Genomic DNA, 17,218 nt, shown 5'->3' with positions numbered 1-17,218 from the left:
CCCGCTGCCAATCGGCGACGGGGGCAGGGCGTTTCTGTGCGTCCTACAGGGTGATGTTGTGCTCACGGGCGTAGCCCGTGACGAACTCGGCGATCTCGTCGTGCGTGAACCGCAGCTCCCCGGCGCCGGGGCGCTTGGAGTCGCGCAGCAGCACCACGCCTTCGCCGGCCGGGGCCGTCTCCACGCAGCCGTCCCCCTCGGGGTTGTTGGTGCCGCAGTAGGTCGTCCAGCTGGCCTGGTCGATCTTCAGCTCGTACAGGTCCTGCATGTCATCTCCTTCGGTGCAGCGGATACAACTACTTTCTTTGCGCCCGCGTGCGCTCGTGACGCACACGGAACCCTTCGCCGCCGGTCAGTCGCTCGCCTTGGCGCCGTTGCTGTCATCGGCGGGGTGGCCTCCCTTAATGCTTCAACGTGTGTTCACAGCTTGCTTTCGTCGATTTCGGCGAGAACGGGGCAATGGTCGGTGCACTGGTCGACGACTTCCGGATCGACGCGGCGGAACCCGGCCAGGGCTGCCTCGGGGAAGTCGTAGCTCACGTAGATCCGGTCAATCCGGCGCGGCTGATTGGAGTCCGTATTGTGGTGCCCGGTGGTGGCCTGCCAGGGTTTCCGGAGTACGCGTGCGCAGTCACGGAACCGGCCGTGGCGCTCAAGCCGAATAGCGGCATCCCGGTCGACGTTTCCGTCCCGGTCGTAATGGTACGAGTGCGACTGGTCCCACTCCTTGCCCTCGTAGGGGTCCGGATCGTAGGCCACATCGGCTCCGATCCCCTGCCAATCACCGCCGACGATGCCAGGAATGCCGTCGCCACGGTTGAACGCTCGCATTACCACCCCGGCGTCTTTCCAGCCGCCGGACATGCCAGGGTCGCAATGGCTGAGATGCGCCGACCCGATGCGCACCCTCTTGCCTCCAACGTTGAATACGGCGGCCACCAAACCGTGAGAGTTGCCGTAGATGTGGCTGTCGTACCGCATCAGACTGTTCGGGACGACGTCGATCCCCGGTCGCCACAACAGTCCAGTGTGGTGCCGGGTGAGGCTTATTGCCGTAGCGGCAACGAAGTCCGTGTCGCACACCATCCCGAGCGCGGTCGCCAAACTGACAAGTGCTCGCGATGCCTCGTTGCGCCTGGTCGCTGGGCCGTCGACGTTCTTGTCTCGGTCGGACGAGACCAGCTCCTGAACCGCGAGAACGTCCGGCTTCTGGTTGCGCAGCAGAGTGGTCAACTCTCCATACCGAGCAGCTTCGCGAGGGTTCTTGCCGTCGAAGTTCATAAGGTTGGCGGTGGCGAAGGTGAAAATGGCGATGTCTCCCTGCTGTGTATTTGCCGGGCTCCGTCGTTCCTGTCACAGGATGCCCGCGACGAGCTGGCCCCCTGCCTGCCAACCAGCCCATGCCGCCGCGCCGACGAAGACGAGAAAGCCGAACAAGACCCAAAAGTGGCCGAATCCGCGTGGTTCCGGCGCAGTCAACGGTTGGACGCCTTCCGTCGTGGCGCCCCGATGCGCTTCATCCAGTCCATTGCAGTGTTGCTGGTAACGCCGACCTTGGCGCCTGCCCGGATGAGGTTCAGGCCGCGTGCATACCACTCGATGACCTCCCATGCTGCTCGCGGGCTCGGATGCTTGGGCGGAAGGAATAAGCCGCAGCTTTTCAGGGGAGGTGTGCTCATCGTCCAGTCTGCGTCTTCCGGCAGTCCGTAGTCCTGCTGGCAGGCGGTGATCACGTTACCGATTGTCGGCGTGTCAAACATTGACGATCGCTTCCTGGAGAGAAACGGGCGTTCAATAGGTATGGCGATGCTCGCGGGCAATCATCTGCCGGAGTTTTCCAGCGCTTCTGCTCGTTCGATGAGGTGTTCTTCAAGCTTTCTCAGATCACCCGCGAGAGCCCGAATTACTGGGGCATAGGACTCTGCCGCGACCAGGAGGTCGATCGAGAGGTGTTTCAGGCGCTTCCTTATGCCGTCCACTTCGGTCAGTAGCTCCTGGTCTTGCATTCGGTTCCGTTTCTTGTGTCGACTCCGCCAACTTGAACCAAGGGGAATCCGGGTTGGCTGCGTCGGCTTGTTGTGGTGGCACCGGCTGTGGCACGCGTTTTGGCAGCGGAGAGAGCGCCGCTGGGTGAACGGGGGGCGCGGGAGTCACTCGCGGCGTCGGTGACGGCCAACACTGGGGATCTGAGCAGAATTCTGCTCCTTCCGGCGCAGGCCCGAGCACACAGAGGGTGCCGCAGGCAGAGAACGCGTAGGTCTGTTTGCGGGTTCGCAACCACCGGATTCGATAGGGGACCATCCGATGGAGTACGTCCGCATGGAGTACGCCCGGCCAAGCATGATCCGTGCCATAGCCGCCTCTGCCGTTCACCAGCTCAGGGATGGCAACCGCGGGCTGCGGCCGGGCCACAGTTTCGGTTTGGCCACCACCGGGATGAGATCGCTGGGTGCCACCAGAGCCCGGGTCGGTGCGCCCGGCTCGCCGTCGTCCGGCAGGTCCAGCAACGCTGTGATGACGTCGGCGACCGTGCCACTCTCGTACCAGAGCGGGTCGGCGACGTTCTTTTCGTCGTAGTAGTCGACGGCCCTCCAGCGAGCAGCCATTGCGCTCGTCATGTGGGTGACCTGAATTTCCTCAACCACGCTCAGTCGCTGACGCAGGAGGAGCATGATCTCGGAATTCGGCGGCGACACGTCCTTGAACTTGCTACTGACTGCCAGCGCCAACGCTTCGACGTGCGGGCGTTCCTCGTTGGTCATCGGTCCCATGCTCAGCTCCACTCGTTTCGTGCACAGCGGTCCCGGAGGGGAAACAAGTCCGCGGCCCCGGGACCGCTGCCGTCCAGGCCCCGGTCGTCTACTGGCGAGTTTCGGTCTGCGCCGCAAGCCAGGAGCAAGCCGTCGCGGCAAGCTTTTCCGCGAGGACATTGGGGGCGTTCCACCAGTTGCCTTCAGGCGCCTTCACGACGGCAATCACCGGCCGGCGGCCCGTCTGCATCGGAACCTGTGGCCACGGGTCGCTGAAGACCAGCACTCGTTTGTCCGCGTTCGCGACACGACCGCGTTGCACAGCGATCCACTCCTCGCCGAGCGTCCATGTGAAGGTGTAGCCGGAGATGAAGGCGGCTGTACGGACGCGGCTGCGGTATGGGTGCGTCAGGCCCGGCGGCAGCTCTTCGTCGCTGACCCCGCGCACGACTCCGGCGCGGTCCGATGTCCCCTGAGCGGTTTCCATGATCCGAGCTTCATCCGTGACCGGCCGAGGAACAACATCCCGGGCTTATGGCCCTCTACCTGCGGTTACAAGTACGACTTGTAGCTCCTGCACGAGGCGTGGTTGCGCGGCTACACTCCCGCTACGTCTTATTGGGGAGTCGACGTGATGATGGTGCTACGCCACTGCCAGCGCTGCGAGGGCGCCACGGAGCCCGGGTCGGGCTCCGTGGTGTGCCGGGCTTGCCAACGTGAGATCGAAGCTCTGGGCGTGCCCGAGCACGCCGAGGACTTCTGGCAGCACCCTGCCCTGCGCGCGGCGTTGGAAAGCCAGCACTTCGGGCAGGTCCTGCGCGCGTACCGCCTGGCGCACGTCCCGCAGGTCTCCCAGATCAAGATCAGCCACTGGCTGGAGATGACGCAGGCGAACGTCAGCCTGCTGGAGCGCAAGGTCACATCCCCGCCGTCGGATCTGCGCAAGCTGCGGCGATGGGCCGCCACAATTCGTATGCCGGTCGACTTGTGGTGGTTCGCGCCCAGCCACTTGCCGGATTATTCGGACACTTCGTCAGATGCAGCTAACCTCGATGATGTGCACCGCCGTGACATGCTGAAGCTCACCGGGGCCGCGATCGTGACGACCTCCGGCCTCCTCAACGATCCCCCGTGGAAGCGTCTCTCCGACACAATGGCCGGTGAACGCCGTGCCGACTCGTCCACGGTCGCGATGGCCGAGCAGAAGACGCGGGAGTTCTTCCGCTCCGAGGAAACCCAACCTGCACGAGCGCTCGCCGCAGAACTGCGGAGCCACCATCAGGGGCTGCGCAGAATGATCGACACGACGACCGACGACTCGCTTCGACGGCGGCTGATCTCTGCTGCTGGTGAGACCGCCGCGCTCGCCGGATGGACGTTATTCGATCTTGCACGCCCCGACCAGGCCGTTAAGGTCTACGAGAACGCACTCCGCACGGCTCGGGAGGCAGGCGATCAGCCGCTCGTGGCCTGCATCCTGGGTTACTGGAGCTACCTACTCAGCAGCTCGGGCGACGCGCGAGGGGCGGTCCGGATGCTGGCTGACGCCAGCCAGCAGGTCCGCGGATCGGACGCGGCGACGCAGGCATGGATCTTGGCCAAGCTCGCCGAGGAGGAGGCGGCCGTCGGGAACGCACCGTCCGCACTGCGGTCGCTTGACCAAGCCGTCGTGGTCTTCGACTACGCCTCCATGGGGGGCGCTCGGCCGTGGACGTCATTCTTCACGGCGAACCGGCTGGGGAGCCTGGCCGTGTCGACTTACGGCCGGCTTCACCACCGCGAGACCGACCAGCTGGCCGCCACGCTGCTCGACTCGCTCGCGCCGACCGAGAACAAGGTGCGCGCGTTAGTGCTAGCCGACCTCGCTACGTCGGCCGCACGAGGTGGTGACTACGACCGCGTGGATGCCCTGACCTCCGAGGCGGCGCCGCTGGCTACGCGAACCGAAGCGACCCTCGCGATCGACCGGCTATGGGAGGTCGTCGAGCTGCTGCCGACGCGAGGCGGGTCTGCCGGCCAGACGCGGCAGCAGCTGACCGAACGACTCGTCGCTGGGTCGGCAAGCTAGCTCCGCGTCTCCTCGACCAGCCAGTTCAGGTACTCGACGCTGCCGCCTTCGATCGGCGTCGCGACGACCTCGGGCAGGTCGTACGAGTGCAGTGCCTTGATCTTCTCGGTCAAGGCCGCGACGCGGTCCGCGGTCGTTTTGATCTCCACGCGCCACTCCTGGTCGGTCTGAACCGCACCCTCCCAGCGGTACACGCTGGTGATCGGTCCGACAATCTGCGCGCAAGCACCGAGCTTCGCATCGATCGTCTTCGCCGCCAGGTCGCGGGCCTTCTCCTCGGAATCGACAGTTGACGTCACGATCACGTGTTCAGACGACATGGCGCCAGGCTACCGACTTCGCATGCGACACCCCATCTGGCCTCCTACCCCGTAACACCTCCGTGGTGCGACAGGACGGTTTGCACATCAACACTCGTCCGATACCACTCGTTTGCAGCAAGAGCACTACGACAAACGGGTGAACGATGATCCAATCGGTGGTCCTGTTCGCCCGGATCTGTTGCGAAAGCCTTATCACGCGTGCACTGTCGTGCCAGTAGATGACACATTTTCGCAAGGGGAGGCGAAGCTGGGGATGACTGCCAGCTACTTGAAGGGGCTCGATCGCGACGTTTTGGACTACCTGAAGGGTGCGCCGCCCGAGTTCCTGAAATGTCGTGCAAGGGGACACGACTGGGACCCCCTGCATGACGGGTACATCGTGCAAGAGGAGGGCGTGCACGTCGGCTGCCTGACCGAGCGTTTGCAGTGTTCACGATGCCTCTCGCGTGGAGTGGACACCTTCGACCGGGCTACGTTGGAACGGGTTGCCCTGCGCGAGTACGACTACGCGGACGGATATCTCCAGCCTGGACTCGAAATTCCTCGGACGGTTGTCCGCCGGTTCCTCGCTCAGCAGGCATTGGACGCCGGTAAGACGCGAGGGCCAGTGCGAAAAATCGCAACCCGCAGGAGCGGCAAGTCGCCAGCCGCGCTGGTCGCGTAGGGGGAAGCTCGATGGCAGAAATCACGCAAACCCTCGTTGTGGACGACTTCGACGGTGAGCAGCCCGCAGACGAGACGATCTTGTGGGTCTTCGAGGACGAAGCGCTTCGCAGCGACCTGACCAGCGAGAACGCGGCAGCCTTCCGCGAGGCCATTCAGCCGTTTCTCGCCGTCGCTCGGTCGCTGGGCAAGCAGAAGGTGGTGGGCCGCAGGCGGGCGAAGCGCGCGGCACGCGCGGTCTCGGCAGCTGCCTCCGTGCGGACCCGAACGCCGAACGCTGAGTCGTTCAATCCGCACTGGTACCGGAGCATCCGCAACGGTCCGAGCAAGATCGAGGCCGCGAAGAAGCGCTATCGCGACATGGCGCGCGAGTGGGGCGAAGCGAACGGGTTCGAGCTGGGCTTTCGGGTGTCGCAGGAGGTGTTCGACGCCTATGAGCAGCACCGGATCGCCCAGGGCTTGCCGGTAGGCCCGGCCGCCGTGGGGTTGGAATGACGATCTATGGCTACGCGAAAGTTCCGCCGAAGACCCCGGCTGGAGTGCTGGAGGAGCTGGGGTGGTGGCTGCGTTGGTACGGGTGTACGCACGTAATCACCGACGTGGGCCAGGGGAAGAGACTCTCGCCAGGATGGCGGGCTCTGCTGGAGCGCGTGCAGGACGGTGACACCGTCATGCTGCTCGTGCTGTCCGTCAAGGCTGCTCGCGACGTGCTCGACAGCCTGATCGGCAAGGGGGTGACGGTGCACTTCCTGCCCTCGCCGCTGGTCAGCGCCAGCTGAAACGACGAAAGGACCCCCGCCTCTCCGCGAGGAGAGACGGGGGCCTTTTCGTCGGATCGGCTGGCCGGCTGGCTTCCGGTTCCCCGTGATTCGAGGAGCTACGACTCGGTAGGTGGCGGAGCCACCGCCGAGACGAGCGGGAGGCCGGTGTCGTCGCGCGGGTCAGCCACGGGCGTCACCTGCGGTTCGGCCCGGCCGAGCACGTGCAGCTGCGCGACGAACGAAGTCACCAGCGTGATCAGCGTGGCGAGCGCGGCCACGATGTTGTCGAGCAGCGTCGCCTGCTCGCTGTTGAGCAGGCCGAACGAGACGGCCGCCGCGATGAGCGTGCCGAGGAGCGTCTTCCACGCCCCGCCACGGATCGCCTCGAGAATCGGTCGTGGCCGGGTGTTGGGGTTGGTCATCAGCGGAACCCCAGCTTCGCCCAGGTCTGCGCGCCCACGATCCCGTCGACCGCGAGGCCGGATCGGCGCTGGAACTCCTTCACCACGGCCGTGGTCTTAGGTCCGAACGCGCCGTCGACGGCGAGCTTCGAGTACGCGGGGTACGCCCGGTTGAGAAACGCTTGGAGGTCACGCACGGCCTGCCCGGTGGAGCCTTCCTTCAGCGTCGGCCGGCCAGACGTCGGCGGAGCCGGGGTTGCTCCCCCACCGCCCACGATGCCCCACGAGCCGCGGTCGTCGTAGTGGGTGAGCGAGAAGGACACGTGAATGTGCTTGGTGTGCGGGTTCGAGCCGGTGTAGGCGTGCCAGCCGGAGAAGTCGTTGTTGGTGATCCGCCGGTTGTAGATGACGTACCCACCGCCTGTGAGTCGGCGGTCGCCGCCTTGGCCGCGCTGGCGCAGGTACTCGGCGAGCCAGGCCGCGTCGATGCCGTCCACGTCGGTGTCGAGCGCGCGGACGACCCCGGTGCCGGTGGCGTCCTTGACCCAGGGGTTGTGGTCGCTGACGCGGGTGGCGTGGGCGGCGTCGCCGATCGTGCCGTCGCTGGTCTTGTCCCGGTTCGGCCATCGGGTGTTGATCTCGGTGCGCAGGTCCATCAGCGCAAGAGCCAGACGCCATGCCAATCAGGCGTCACCGTCCTTGTCGGCCGGACGCCCGGTGTCGGCGGGCGCGTCGGCTTCGTCGCCGACGAAGTGGGCGATGGTCTCGTGGGACTCCTCGGCGGCGGTGGCGGCCGTCGGCTCGTCGGTGGGCGATCCTGGTTCGGTCATCCGTTCCTCTCCTTCATTTGCACAGGTCACGCGGGGGTGGCGGGTAGGGGTGCTGCTGCCGCTCGGTCTCCGACTTCGCGCGCTTGGCGAGGTAGTCCCCGATGGCGGCGCGGACCTTGTCCGGCGGGACTGGCGAGTCGGCGAGGTAGCCGCTCAGCGTCTTCATCAGCTCGTCGAGCGCGTTCTGCGCGTCGGCTGCCGCGCTGGAGCGGGCGTCGAGGGCGTCGGCGAACCCGTTGCTGTACGCGGACTGGCACTCGGTGATCCGGCGCGTGGTGTTGCTGGTGACGATGCCCTGCACCACGGTGATGACGCCGAGCAGGACCACGACGACGCCGAGGACGAACTGCCCGGTCGGGACGCGCCGGCGGGGCGTGGCTGGCTGTGGCTCGGGCACGGTGTCCTCCGTGGTGATGGCGGTGGCGACTCGGTGGACGTCGCGGGCGGCGCGGCCGACGAGGTAGCCGACGACGAACCCGAGTACCGCCCACCCGGCCGATTCCGTGGCGTAGGTCCACAGCTCACTCATCGGGGCTGTCCTCTTCGTCGGGCTTGGCTTCCTCGGCGTCTCCGGCGATCAGCTCGGCCAGCCGTCGGCGGGCCTTCTTGACCTTGGCCGTGCTGCGATGACCCAGGGCGTAGACGGCTCCGACGACGACCGCGAAGATGGCGTTGATGGTGGGGTCGTGCCGTTCGGGCGAGACGAAGCCGACGACGACGTTGCCCGCCCAGGCGATGGTGATCAGGATCGTCAGCGCGGTGACCAGCGGCCGGGGTAGCACGTCAGCGTCCCCCCGCCGTCACTGGGAACCCACGTACTGGAGCGTGATCTCGGTCGGGACACCGAACAGCGACGCCTTCAGCGTCGCGGTCGCGGCGCACCAGTTCGACCAGTAGATCTTGTCACCGACGTCGAGATAAACCCGTGAGCGCAGCGCATCGAGCACGGCCCCGTCAGAACCCTGCTGGGGGATCTGTCCGCTGTCGGTCGCCAGGGAGTTGCCGACGCTGCTGGCGTTGTTGGCCGTGACCTTCGCCCCGGCGACCGCGTTCGCTCCGGTGGTGGCGCTGTGGAAGTGGACGCGGTAGTACCCGGCTCGGGCCACGAGAATGTAGGACGGGTTGCCCGTCGCGCCGCCGACGAACTGGGACAGCGGGTCGTAGGTGGCGCCCCAGCCGGTCTGGGCGAACGTGTCGGCTCCGGCGGGCAGGCTCGCGTCGCCGAGAAGCCGCACGACGCAGGCCGAGGGCGCCGGCTTCGCGCGGCTCAGCTCGTCGATCCGGTTCTCCAGCGCGCGGATCTGGTCGGCCAGCGTGCCGCTGCCGGGTGGCTGCGGCATTACAGCGCCGCCGGAGTCGGCTGGAGGTCGAGCTGCACCGAGGCTTCGTCCTTACTGCTGTAGGCGAGGATTCGCCGTCGGTACTGGCCGTCGGGAATCCAGGGGTGACCGCTCACGCCGAAGATCGGGGCGTCTCCCAGGCTCCAGCCGCCGAGCGCGGGCGAGACCTCGATGCCCGCGCCGGTCGCTCCGTCGATCCGGATAGAGCACTTCCACGTCTCGGTCGGTGTCCGGAACGCCGCGAGGTCCGCGGCGGCGTAGCCCTGCAGGGTGTTGCGCTCGGTGACCGACGTGTGGTCTCCGTCGACGTAGTCGGTCGGCGGGAACCCGAGACCGATCAGGGTCGGGTCCTCGGCGTAGCCGGTGAGCAGGCTGCGCTCGGTGCCGGAGCCCTTCACCCACACGCGCGTGGCGGGTGAGGCCGAGCCGTTGACGTCCACGTCGATGGCCGAGAGCGCGCCGGTGTAGTCCCAGACGGCCGTCGACTGCTGGTCGCCCAGCAGCGGGTTGCCGATCAGCAACTGCCAGCGCAGCTTGTTCTCGCCCGGCACGAGGTAGGGCCAGAAGTCCAGCTCCGGGCCGCCGATCACGCCGGAGAGATCTTGCAGGCGCCCCCAGACCGTCGCCAGGTCGTAGCCGTAGTAGGTCCTGGTGTTCGTGCCGCTCTCCGGGGCGGGCAGGTCGATCGGCAGGTTGTAGCCGGTCTGCGCGAGGTTGGTGGCCACGATCTCCCGCGCGATCCCCCGGAGGCTGCGGTTGGAGATCGTCACGTCTTCGCTGGGGTTCGCGATGGACGTGTACGTCCCGGAGCTGCGCAGCACCCGCCGGTCGAACAGGCCGGCCAGCCCGGTGCCCGACACCGACAGCGCCCGGGAACCCTCATCGTAGGAGTAGCTGAACGTCGGCCCGGCCTGCGCGACCACCGAGCCGCACAGGATGACCCAAGTGAACCGCCCGGCGTCGGTCAGCGCGTGGAAGTCCAGGCTCGCGTTCGCCGCGTCGTCCGGCACGACGGTGACCGTCCACTGGCCCCGGTCGGTGAGCTTGCGCGAGAACGACGGCAAGTCGCGCGGCGTCACGTCGGCGAGCAGCGTGCCGGTTGTCGTCTCCGCGACCATCACCCGCCACTCAGGACTCATCAGACCGGCGGCGGCTGCACGGTCGAGGGGTACACCAGCGCGCTGAGCACGTTCTGGTTCACGTCGTCACCCCGGAACCCGAAACCGGAATACTGGCTGGCGCTGTCGCGCATACCCGCGCTCAGCACGATCGTCTGCGGGCCGGTCAGCGGGCCGTAGTGCATCGGCGCGACGTTGGGGACGAACACCTTGTCGCCGTTCGTGCCGTAGGAGGAGAACCGCGTCCAGTTGATGTCGGTGCCGTTGAGCGAGCCCATATTGATGCGCAGGTCCGCCGCGGAGTTCGCCGACAGGGTCAGTAAGGCGCGGCCGGTCGGGTAGACGAAGTACGGCACGCCCGGGTCGGCGATGTTGACCCGGCAGATCTCCCGGGCCGCGCCGAAACCGGACGTGAAGATGTAGTCGCCCCGCGGCGCGGCGGCGTAGTAGCGAATGCAGTTGTAGACCCCGCGCCAGCCGGAGTTCGAGGCGTCGGAGCCGCCGCCGTACCACACCTGGTGCTGGAAGCCGGGGGCCTGCACCCAGCGCTGATCGCCGGGATAGGCACCTGGCTCCAGGAACGCGGGCGAGGTCGTGCGGGCGTCCTCGCCGTAGAGCGCGCGCAGGCCGCCGCGCGCGGTCAGCCCGGGGCCGCGCAGGTCCCGGATGTCGGCCGCGGTGAGCGCGGTCGCGCCCTTGGCGACGGTGACGGCCGCGAGCGGCGTCCACCCGGCTGCGGGCGTCGGGACCGGGATGCTCGGCGTGCCCGTCGCCGGGTCGCCCTGCCAGACCTCGACGACGAACTTCCGCACACCCGACGCCGAGGCGATGGCCGGGTTGAGGTCGTCGTACACCCGCGCGATCACCAGATCCACACGGTTGGTGGTCGAGCTGGACGCCGCCAGGTTCAACGACTTCACCGAATCGAGGGCGCACATGTACGCGCCCATCGACGGGGTGTTGATCACGGCGTTGCCCATCTCGACCGTGACCGCAAGGCCCGAGCTGGCGGGCTTGACCCGCATCGCCATGTGCGAGCTGCCGCCGACCCCGGCGGTGTCGCCGGAGGCCATGACGCCGCTGCGGTAGTCGATGACCGACAGGTTCGGGCGCGGCATGAGCATGCTCGCCAGCGCGAGCCGGGCGTCGGTGAGCCCGATCCGCGACTGGACCGCCCACGGGTCGAACGCCGAGACCGCCGATGCGCCAAGCGACACCATCGGCTACGCCTCCGGCTCCGGGTCGCTCGGCGGCGCGGGCGCGGGCCATTCCGTGGTGATGGGCCGCAGCCCGGACGCGCGCAGCACCTCGTCGCTGATCGCGGTGTTGCCCTTGTAGAGCCAGTCACCCAAGCGCAACCAGTAGTAGCCGAACCAGCGGATCGTGACGCCGTCGTCGGCGAACCGGACGTTGGTCGAACCCTGGCCGCCGAAGGCGTAGTTGATCCGGTCCATGAACCACTTCGCCTGGCTCACGTCGGTGTACCGGACGCAGTCGGTAGCCTCGACGGACTGGTAGTAGACCGGCGGGTCGGGCTCGTCGGAGTACACGCCCATGCTGAATCTCCTTTGTACAGAGGGGAAACGGGTCAGAACCACGCGGAGCGGAAGACCGCCGTGACGTATCCGGCGTCGGTGGCCGGGCCGCTGTGGGTGAGGCCGACCGACAGGACGCCGGGTCCGCCGGTGCGGCTGGCCGGCGGGATGGCGAAGCCGCCGAACTGGGCGGGGTTGAGCAGCTGGCGGCGCACGGCCGTGCCGCCGAGCAGCACGCTCGGGGCGTTCGGGTCGATGACCACGAACTCCCCGGCCGCCAGTGTGGCGTTGTAGCGCATCGTCGAGGACCCGGCCGTGAGCATCGGGCTGGTGAGCGGGCCGTAGAGGGTGTAGACGGGCGTCGTCGGCGCACTGCCCCGGTTGGTCAGGCGCATGAAGCCCGTGGCGTTCGAGGTGCCGAAGCTCAGGCCGTCGTCATCGGCCCCCATGCCGAAGAACAACCCCTGGTTGGCGTCGGGCTGCACCACCTGGCTGAAGTCGAGCCCGTCTGCGGCATCACGGGCCAGGCCCGAGGACATCGTCTGCCGCTCGATCGAGTACTTCGCCGGGTCCGGCGCGACGACTTGAAGGCTGAACTCGAACCCCGGCTCGCTCACCACGGGCAGCGGCGTGCACAGGATCTCGTCGTCGAGGAACACGTCGCACGTGAGCGCCCCGAGTTCGGACAGGCACGTTAGCGGCCGCGGTGTCCTCGGGTCCGACAGCAAGCCCAGGAGGTTCGCCTCGGCCTGGCGCAACACGGTGAAGTCCTCGGCGTAGGCGCGGCCGGTCAACGAGATGGTGCGCTGGCGCTTCCACCCCGGCGACCGGTAGGCACCGTGGCGGGCGAGCCGGGCGGAGAACTCCGCGTTGGTGCCAGGCGAGCCCCAGAACCCCTTCTCCTGCGTCAAAATCCACTGCACACCTGCCGAGTCCCGCACGTCCCCGTCGGGCTGCATCGTCAGCCAGTCGAGCGTCCAGACGTGCGCGCCTTCAGGCATCGCCACCTCCTACAGCCGCGCGCCGAGGGCCAGGTGCCGGTCGACTGAGTGCGCGATGTGCTCCGGGTCGGCGTCCGTGCGGGCGTAGACGGTGATCTGCGGCTGGGTGGGCCGCTCCGCTGCGCGGCCGATCATGTCGAACTGCTCAGCCGTGAAGACCGCCTCCGGCTTGCCCGTCCCGTTGTACACAGTGGACAGTCCGGGTGGGAGCCAGCCTCCGGCGTCGTAGCCGCGCGGGGTCGACCCGACCGCCTGCTGCACGTTGAAGATCGAGCCGTACCGGGCCTTGATGTAGTTGATCCCCGCGACGATGTTCGCGACCGGGTCGAAGATGTCCGCCGACAGCCGCCGGTCCCGGTAGGCGTTGAACGTCGCGCCGATGGTCTGCATGAGGCCCCGGCTCGGGTCGCCGCGCTTGGCATTGCTGTCCCAGTTGTTTTGGGCTCGGGGGTTTCCGCCGGACTCGCGCATGATCAGCGTGTGCAGCGGGCCGGACCAGCTCGCGGGCACGCCGGTGAACGCCATCGCGGCGTTGATCCAGGCGTCGAGGTTGCCGCCGGACGTCGCCCCGCCACCACTGGTGGAGAACGGGTTGATCTTGTCCCACAGCCAGTCCACGGCGTCGCCGATGAGCTTGGCCGGTGCCTTGGCCAGCATGGTGATCCACGGGGAATCGCCGAAGCCGATGTGTCCCTTGATCCAGCCCACCGGATCGGTGAACAGGTCGACGACGTTCTCGCCGATTCCATCCACAAAGGACAGCAGCGAGCCGACGACGCCGCCGCCCGCGAAGCGCGCGACGCCTCCGCCGACGACGGTCGCTGGCCGGCCGGACGCGGCGGCATTGAGAGCCAGCACGGTCCCGGGGCCGACGAGCCGCGTCGCCTCCGGCGTGAGCACGGATTCACCCGGCGAGAGCAGGGCGGGCACGACGTCACGGCCGGGGGCGTAGCCGGGCAGGATGCCGCCGCCCGCAAAGGCAATCGGCTTGGCCTCGGCGAGCTTGCCCAGGCCGAGGAAGTCCGCGATCCAGTTCCACACCGCGCGGATGCCGTGGTTGTAGACCTCGTTGATCACGAAGTTCACCGGCACGGCCGCGACCGCCTTCACCCGCCCCCAGACCCGCTCGATGAAGTCGACGGCTTCGGAGAACGCCTGGCCCACCGAGTGCACGGCGGACTTGGCGGCGTCGAACGCGGGGCGGATGACGTTGTCGTAGACGACGCGGACGGCCGTTCCTGCCGCGTCCCAGGCGGGCTTGATCAAGTGCTGGTAGACCCAGGTGAAGGCGTCGCCAACGGCACCTAGCCCGGTCTTCAGGCCCTCGAACGCGGGCAGCAGCAGGTTCGTGTAGACGAACTGGACGGCGGCGCCGATGCCGCGCCAGGCGGGCTCGACCAGGTTGTGCCACAGCCAGCTGGCGGCCGCGCCGATCTGCTGGAAGCCCCAGACGATGAAGTCGACCGTCGGCTTGATCGCGTTGGTCCACAGCCACATCGCCAGCCACGCGATGCCCTCGATCGCGGGCTTGAGCGCGTTGTTCCACAACCACAGCGCGACCTCGGCCCACATCCGGTAGTAGCCCACGACGAAGTCGATCGCCGGGCGGATCATGTTGGTCCACAACCACATCGCGGCTGCGCCGATCCAGCCGAAGATCGGCGAGAGGACGTTGGACCACAGCCAGGTCGCGACTGCGGCGAAGAGCCGGAAAGCCAGCACGATCGGCGTGACGACGACGGTGACGATGATCGCGGCGAGCACGCGCGCGGCCAGGCCGATGAAGCTGAACACCGGCGACAGCACGTTGACCCACAGCCAGGTCGCGGCGGTGGCGATCCCCGTCAGGGCCGGGCTGATCGCCGACTGCCAGAGCCAGCCGAAGAACGCGCCGACAGCGCGCACGGCGGTCACGATGCCGTCGAACGCGGGCTTGAGGGCGTTCTCCCACGCCCACACCGCGGCCGTCTGGATCGCCCGCCACACGGCCAGCACGACGGCGCGGAAGCCCTCGAAGTGCGTCCAGGCGTAGATGATCCCCGCGACGAGCCCGGCGACCAGCGCGATCACCAAGCCGAGCGGCGAGGCGGTGAAGGCCAGGCTCAGCAGCGTCCAGGCGATCCGCACGGCGAGGATGGCTCCGCGCACCAGGGCGATCGCCTGGGTCACCGCCGTCACGGCCGCCGCGATGGCGTACCAGGCAACGAAAGCAGCGGCGACGCCGACGATGACCGGCATCAGCGGGCGCAGCCAGCCGGAGATCGTGACCAGCGCTGGGCCGACGACCTCGCGCAGCAGCTGGCCGGCGGCCCGCAGGGCGGCCAGCAACGCGCCGCCGACGATCACCGCGACGGGCTGGACCGCCGTCCACAGGGTGCGCAGCGCCGGGATCACCGAGCCGGTCACGAACGCGGCGACGTCGCGGAACGTCGCGCCCACGACCGCGCCGACCGGGCGGGCCGTGTCCTGGAAGCGGGTGATCAGGTCCGGCAGCGCGCCGAGCCCGGTCGTCAGCTGGCCGAGCGCGGACTTGATCAGCGGCAGGGCAGGGCCGACGAGCTGGCCCATCGCCCGGTTGAAGTTGTCGGTGAAGTTCGACCAGATCCCGGTCAGGGTCGTGGCCTGGTTCGCCATCATCCCGGCGAACGCCTGGGTCTCCCCGGCCGCACCGCGCGTGCCCTGCTCGATGCCCGCCATCAGCTTGGGGATCGCCTCGGAGCTGGGCACCAGCCCCTTGGTGATCATGTCCTGCATCGCGGCCGTCGTGACGCCGTACTGGTTCGCGAGGATGCGCAGGGCCGGGATGCCGGCCTCGGTCAGCTGCAGGATCTCGTCGCCCTGGACCTTGCCCTTGGCCGACATCTGCCCGATCGCGAGCACGACCTGATTGATCTGCTCCGCCGAGCCGCCCATGCCCGCCACGGCGTCGCCGATCGAGGTCAGCGTCGGCAGCACGTCCTTGGCCGCGAACCCGAACGCCATGAGCCGCTGCGCGCCGGTCGTCACCGAGGGCAGGTCGAACGGGGTCTTCGCTGCGAAGTCCTGGAGCTGCGCCACGAACTGCTGCGCCTTCTGGGCGCTGCCGAGCATCGTGGTGAACGCGACCTGCGCCTGCTCCTGGCTGGCCGCGAACTTCACGCCAAGGCCCACCGCGGCGACGCCAGCCCCGGTGAACACGGTCCCGGCCGTGATGCCGTAGCCCGCCAGGATCGAGCTCGCGCCCCGGATCGGCGCGGTCAGGCCACGCCCGATCGCCGAACCCGTCCGGCTCATCGCGGCTTCGCTGAGCGTGGCCATCGAGCCGAAGCCCGCACCGACACGGCCGGTCGCGTCCGCGACCGTGCGCAGCTGCCCGCCGACGGTCCCGGCCGCGCCGGAGAACGCCGAGGCGGCGGTCTGGCTGGAGGTGAAGCCGTCGCGGACCCGGCCCAGGACCGGGCTGACCTTCGCCAGCTGGTCGAGCACGGGCGCGGTGCCCCGGGCGAGCGCGGACATCGAGTCCGAGCCGGAGCGGCCCAGCTCGTCGAAGCGACTCCGCAGCCGGCCGAGCGTCCCGGACAGGCCGGTGTCCACTCCGCCGCCGAGCTGCCGCCCGACCCGCTGCCCGGCCTGGCCGCCGACGCCCGCCAGCGCCGAGCTGATCTGGGTCTGCGCCGAGGTGCCGAACCCGCGCAGCGACGGGAGGATCTGGACGTAGGCGGTTCCGGCGGAGTACGGCAGGAGGGGTCACCCCCTGCCGAGCATCAGGCGAACGCGCTCACGGTGACGCTGCTGGCTGGCGGCCGTCTCGATCCGGTCCCGCGCGAGCCGGGGCCGGGGCATCGGGGTGACCTTCTGGTTCTTGCCGGTGCGCTGCGCCTCCAGCGAGGACCGGATGCTCAGCAGGATGTCCGCCACGTCGGTGAGGGCCGCGCGCTCGGGCGTCCAGGTGTGCGCGTCCACCGTCCGGCGCTCGGACGGGCGCCGCCCGCTCGCGTCCTCGACGTCGTGCAAGCGCTGGGCCAGCTCGTCGTTGTCGTGGATCGCGACCTTGTAGTGGCTGTGGTCGGGCAGCCGCTCGACCAGGCGCAGCAGCTGCGGCCACGGGCGCTCGGCGCGAAAGAAGGTGAGGAGGTCCAGGCCGAGTTCGGCTTGGAGGTCGTACTCGATTGCCTCGCCGTAGTCCTCGATCAGCGCGACGAGGCCCGCGTACCCCCCGGCGGGGCCGCCGACAGCCCGAAGTGATCCACCAGGTCAGCGACCAGGCCGTTGAGCACGCTCGCGGGCTGGTGGCGCACCAGCTCGTAGATCTGCTCGGCGTGCTCGCCGGTCAGCAACTCGAGCGTTCGGCGCGAGCTGCGGGACTCCTCGATGTCCATCACGGTGTCGGCGTCCGGTGCCGTGATGCTGATCTGCTGGTCGTCGTCCAGCTCCAGGACGAACGGGTCG

At 68.3% G+C, this 17,218-nt stretch carries 24 protein-coding genes; 4 read left to right on the top strand and 20 right to left on the bottom strand.

Annotation, left to right across the window (positions count from 1 at the left end):
* Positions 1–43: 43 nt before the first annotated feature.
* From ACWEVN_RS09265 to ACWEVN_RS09240, 6 genes are all read right to left on the bottom strand, one after another.
* Positions 44–268, bottom strand: coding sequence for a DUF397 domain-containing protein (locus ACWEVN_RS09265; protein WP_452050869.1), 225 nt, complete (start codon positions 266–268; stop codon positions 44–46).
* Between the two features lie 152 nt (positions 269–420).
* Positions 421–1,281, bottom strand: a complete 861-nt coding sequence (locus ACWEVN_RS09260) for a hypothetical protein (RefSeq protein WP_452050868.1) — start codon at positions 1,279–1,281, stop codon at positions 421–423.
* A 194-nt stretch (positions 1,282–1,475) separates the two neighbouring features.
* Positions 1,476–1,733: a hypothetical protein gene (locus tag ACWEVN_RS09255; RefSeq protein ID WP_452050867.1), complete on the bottom strand. Its 258-nt coding sequence runs from the start codon at positions 1,731–1,733 to the stop codon at positions 1,476–1,478.
* 87 nt (positions 1,734–1,820) lie between these two features.
* Entirely contained in the window at positions 1,821–2,006 is a 186-nt protein-coding gene (locus ACWEVN_RS09250) for a hypothetical protein (protein WP_452050866.1), read from the bottom strand.
* A 363-nt stretch (positions 2,007–2,369) separates the two neighbouring features.
* The gene (locus ACWEVN_RS09245; protein WP_452050865.1) at positions 2,370–2,762 is read right to left on the bottom strand and encodes a hypothetical protein; all 393 of its coding nucleotides are present in this window, start codon (positions 2,760–2,762) and stop codon (positions 2,370–2,372) included.
* A 97-nt stretch (positions 2,763–2,859) separates the two neighbouring features.
* The gene (locus ACWEVN_RS09240) at positions 2,860–3,237 is read right to left on the bottom strand and encodes a hypothetical protein (protein WP_452050864.1); all 378 of its coding nucleotides are present in this window, start codon (positions 3,235–3,237) and stop codon (positions 2,860–2,862) included.
* 249 nt (positions 3,238–3,486) lie between these two features.
* Between ACWEVN_RS09240 and ACWEVN_RS09235 the strand changes: the two genes are divergently transcribed.
* Positions 3,487–4,818, top strand: a complete 1,332-nt coding sequence (locus ACWEVN_RS09235; RefSeq protein WP_452050863.1) for a hypothetical protein — start codon at positions 3,487–3,489, stop codon at positions 4,816–4,818.
* Here ACWEVN_RS09235 and cutA read toward each other — a convergent pair.
* A complete protein-coding gene (gene cutA / locus ACWEVN_RS09230) occupies positions 4,815–5,138 on the bottom strand; it encodes a divalent-cation tolerance protein CutA (RefSeq protein ID WP_452050862.1) in 324 nt (107 codons plus the stop codon). The genes ACWEVN_RS09235 and cutA overlap by 4 nt on opposite strands.
* A 139-nt stretch (positions 5,139–5,277) precedes the next feature.
* Here cutA and ACWEVN_RS09225 point away from each other — a divergent pair, with 139 nt between their 5' ends.
* The 3 genes from ACWEVN_RS09225 to ACWEVN_RS09215 are packed head-to-tail and all read left to right on the top strand — an operon-like array spanning position 5,278 to position 6,583.
* The gene (locus ACWEVN_RS09225) at positions 5,278–5,805 is read left to right on the top strand and encodes a hypothetical protein (protein WP_452050861.1); all 528 of its coding nucleotides are present in this window, start codon (positions 5,278–5,280) and stop codon (positions 5,803–5,805) included.
* An 11-nt stretch (positions 5,806–5,816) separates the two neighbouring features.
* Positions 5,817–6,299, top strand: coding sequence for an Lsr2 dimerization domain-containing protein (locus tag ACWEVN_RS09220; RefSeq protein WP_452050860.1), 483 nt, complete (start codon positions 5,817–5,819; stop codon positions 6,297–6,299).
* On the top strand, positions 6,296–6,583 hold the full coding sequence (locus ACWEVN_RS09215; RefSeq protein ID WP_452050859.1) for a hypothetical protein: 288 nt from the start codon (positions 6,296–6,298) through the stop codon (positions 6,581–6,583). Before ACWEVN_RS09220 ends, ACWEVN_RS09215 begins: the two co-directional genes overlap by 4 nt.
* Positions 6,584–6,681: 98 nt before the next feature.
* Here the strand turns inward: ACWEVN_RS09215 and ACWEVN_RS09210 are convergent, their stop codons facing one another.
* From ACWEVN_RS09210 to ACWEVN_RS09150, 13 genes are all read right to left on the bottom strand, one after another.
* Positions 6,682–6,987, bottom strand: coding sequence for a hypothetical protein (locus ACWEVN_RS09210; RefSeq protein WP_452050858.1), 306 nt, complete (start codon positions 6,985–6,987; stop codon positions 6,682–6,684).
* The gene (locus ACWEVN_RS09205; RefSeq protein WP_452050857.1) at positions 6,987–7,622 is read right to left on the bottom strand and encodes a peptidoglycan-binding domain-containing protein; all 636 of its coding nucleotides are present in this window, start codon (positions 7,620–7,622) and stop codon (positions 6,987–6,989) included. Before ACWEVN_RS09205 ends, ACWEVN_RS09210 begins: the two co-directional genes overlap by 1 nt.
* Positions 7,623–7,649: 27 nt before the next feature.
* Positions 7,650–7,796 carry a hypothetical protein gene (locus ACWEVN_RS09200; protein WP_452050856.1) on the bottom strand — a complete coding sequence of 49 codons (147 nt, stop codon included), beginning with the start codon at positions 7,794–7,796 and terminating at the stop codon, positions 7,650–7,652.
* Positions 7,797–7,809: 13 nt separating this feature from the next.
* A complete protein-coding gene (locus tag ACWEVN_RS09195; protein WP_452050855.1) occupies positions 7,810–8,325 on the bottom strand; it encodes a hypothetical protein in 516 nt (171 codons plus the stop codon).
* On the bottom strand, positions 8,318–8,578 hold the full coding sequence (locus ACWEVN_RS09190; RefSeq protein ID WP_452050854.1) for a hypothetical protein: 261 nt from the start codon (positions 8,576–8,578) through the stop codon (positions 8,318–8,320). Before ACWEVN_RS09190 ends, ACWEVN_RS09195 begins: the two co-directional genes overlap by 8 nt.
* Before the next feature lie 18 nt (positions 8,579–8,596).
* Positions 8,597–9,136, bottom strand: coding sequence for a hypothetical protein (locus tag ACWEVN_RS09185; protein ID WP_452050853.1), 540 nt, complete (start codon positions 9,134–9,136; stop codon positions 8,597–8,599).
* Positions 9,136–10,275: a hypothetical protein gene (locus ACWEVN_RS09180; protein WP_452050852.1), complete on the bottom strand. Its 1,140-nt coding sequence runs from the start codon at positions 10,273–10,275 to the stop codon at positions 9,136–9,138. The genes ACWEVN_RS09185 and ACWEVN_RS09180 overlap by 1 nt, the downstream gene beginning before the upstream one ends.
* Positions 10,275–11,474, bottom strand: a complete 1,200-nt coding sequence (locus tag ACWEVN_RS09175) for a hypothetical protein (protein WP_452050851.1) — start codon at positions 11,472–11,474, stop codon at positions 10,275–10,277. Before ACWEVN_RS09175 ends, ACWEVN_RS09180 begins: the two co-directional genes overlap by 1 nt.
* A 3-nt stretch (positions 11,475–11,477) precedes the next feature.
* Entirely contained in the window at positions 11,478–11,810 is a 333-nt protein-coding gene (locus ACWEVN_RS09170; protein WP_452050850.1) for a hypothetical protein, read from the bottom strand.
* A 32-nt stretch (positions 11,811–11,842) separates the two neighbouring features.
* Positions 11,843–12,790: a hypothetical protein gene (locus ACWEVN_RS09165; protein ID WP_452050849.1), complete on the bottom strand. Its 948-nt coding sequence runs from the start codon at positions 12,788–12,790 to the stop codon at positions 11,843–11,845.
* A gap of 9 nt (positions 12,791–12,799) precedes the next feature.
* On the bottom strand, positions 12,800–16,363 hold the full coding sequence (locus ACWEVN_RS09160) for a tape measure protein (RefSeq protein WP_452050848.1): 3,564 nt from the start codon (positions 16,361–16,363) through the stop codon (positions 12,800–12,802).
* A gap of 153 nt (positions 16,364–16,516) precedes the next feature.
* Complete coding sequence (locus ACWEVN_RS09155; RefSeq protein WP_452050847.1) at positions 16,517–16,783, bottom strand: hypothetical protein; 267 nt, start codon at positions 16,781–16,783, stop codon at positions 16,517–16,519.
* A 176-nt stretch (positions 16,784–16,959) separates the two neighbouring features.
* On the bottom strand, positions 16,960–17,151 hold the full coding sequence (locus ACWEVN_RS09150) for a hypothetical protein (protein WP_452050846.1): 192 nt from the start codon (positions 17,149–17,151) through the stop codon (positions 16,960–16,962).
* Positions 17,152–17,218: the final 67 nt, after the last annotated feature.

It is taken from the genome of Amycolatopsis sp. NPDC003861, from assembly GCF_053605405.1.
This window is presented reverse-complemented; position numbering and strand designations above follow the sequence as displayed.

Bases quoted from the DNA above. Each gene is read 5' to 3' on its own strand.
- ACWEVN_RS09265 (WP_452050869.1), bottom strand. From the start codon at position 268: ATGCAGGACCTGTACGAGCTGAAGATCGACCAGGCCAGCTGGACGACC.
- ACWEVN_RS09260 (WP_452050868.1), bottom strand. From the start codon at position 1,281: ATGAACTTCGACGGCAAGAACCCTCGCGAAGCTGCTCGGTATGGAGAG.
- ACWEVN_RS09250 (WP_452050866.1), bottom strand. From the start codon at position 2,006: ATGCAAGACCAGGAGCTACTGACCGAAGTGGACGGCATAAGGAAGCGC.
- ACWEVN_RS09245 (WP_452050865.1), bottom strand. From the start codon at position 2,762: ATGACCAACGAGGAACGCCCGCACGTCGAAGCGTTGGCGCTGGCAGTC.
- ACWEVN_RS09240 (WP_452050864.1), bottom strand. From the start codon at position 3,237: ATGGAAACCGCTCAGGGGACATCGGACCGCGCCGGAGTCGTGCGCGGG.
- cutA (WP_452050862.1), bottom strand. From the start codon at position 5,138: ATGTCGTCTGAACACGTGATCGTGACGTCAACTGTCGATTCCGAGGAG.
- ACWEVN_RS09220 (WP_452050860.1), top strand. From the start codon at position 5,817: ATGGCAGAAATCACGCAAACCCTCGTTGTGGACGACTTCGACGGTGAG.
- ACWEVN_RS09215 (WP_452050859.1), top strand. From the start codon at position 6,296: ATGACGATCTATGGCTACGCGAAAGTTCCGCCGAAGACCCCGGCTGGA.
- ACWEVN_RS09210 (WP_452050858.1), bottom strand. From the start codon at position 6,987: ATGACCAACCCCAACACCCGGCCACGACCGATTCTCGAGGCGATCCGT.
- ACWEVN_RS09205 (WP_452050857.1), bottom strand. From the start codon at position 7,622: ATGGACCTGCGCACCGAGATCAACACCCGATGGCCGAACCGGGACAAG.
- ACWEVN_RS09200 (WP_452050856.1), bottom strand. From the start codon at position 7,796: ATGACCGAACCAGGATCGCCCACCGACGAGCCGACGGCCGCCACCGCC.
- ACWEVN_RS09195 (WP_452050855.1), bottom strand. From the start codon at position 8,325: ATGAGTGAGCTGTGGACCTACGCCACGGAATCGGCCGGGTGGGCGGTA.
- ACWEVN_RS09185 (WP_452050853.1), bottom strand. From the start codon at position 9,136: ATGCCGCAGCCACCCGGCAGCGGCACGCTGGCCGACCAGATCCGCGCG.
- ACWEVN_RS09180 (WP_452050852.1), bottom strand. From the start codon at position 10,275: ATGAGTCCTGAGTGGCGGGTGATGGTCGCGGAGACGACAACCGGCACG.
- ACWEVN_RS09175 (WP_452050851.1), bottom strand. From the start codon at position 11,474: ATGGTGTCGCTTGGCGCATCGGCGGTCTCGGCGTTCGACCCGTGGGCG.
- ACWEVN_RS09170 (WP_452050850.1), bottom strand. From the start codon at position 11,810: ATGGGCGTGTACTCCGACGAGCCCGACCCGCCGGTCTACTACCAGTCC.
- ACWEVN_RS09165 (WP_452050849.1), bottom strand. From the start codon at position 12,790: ATGCCTGAAGGCGCGCACGTCTGGACGCTCGACTGGCTGACGATGCAG.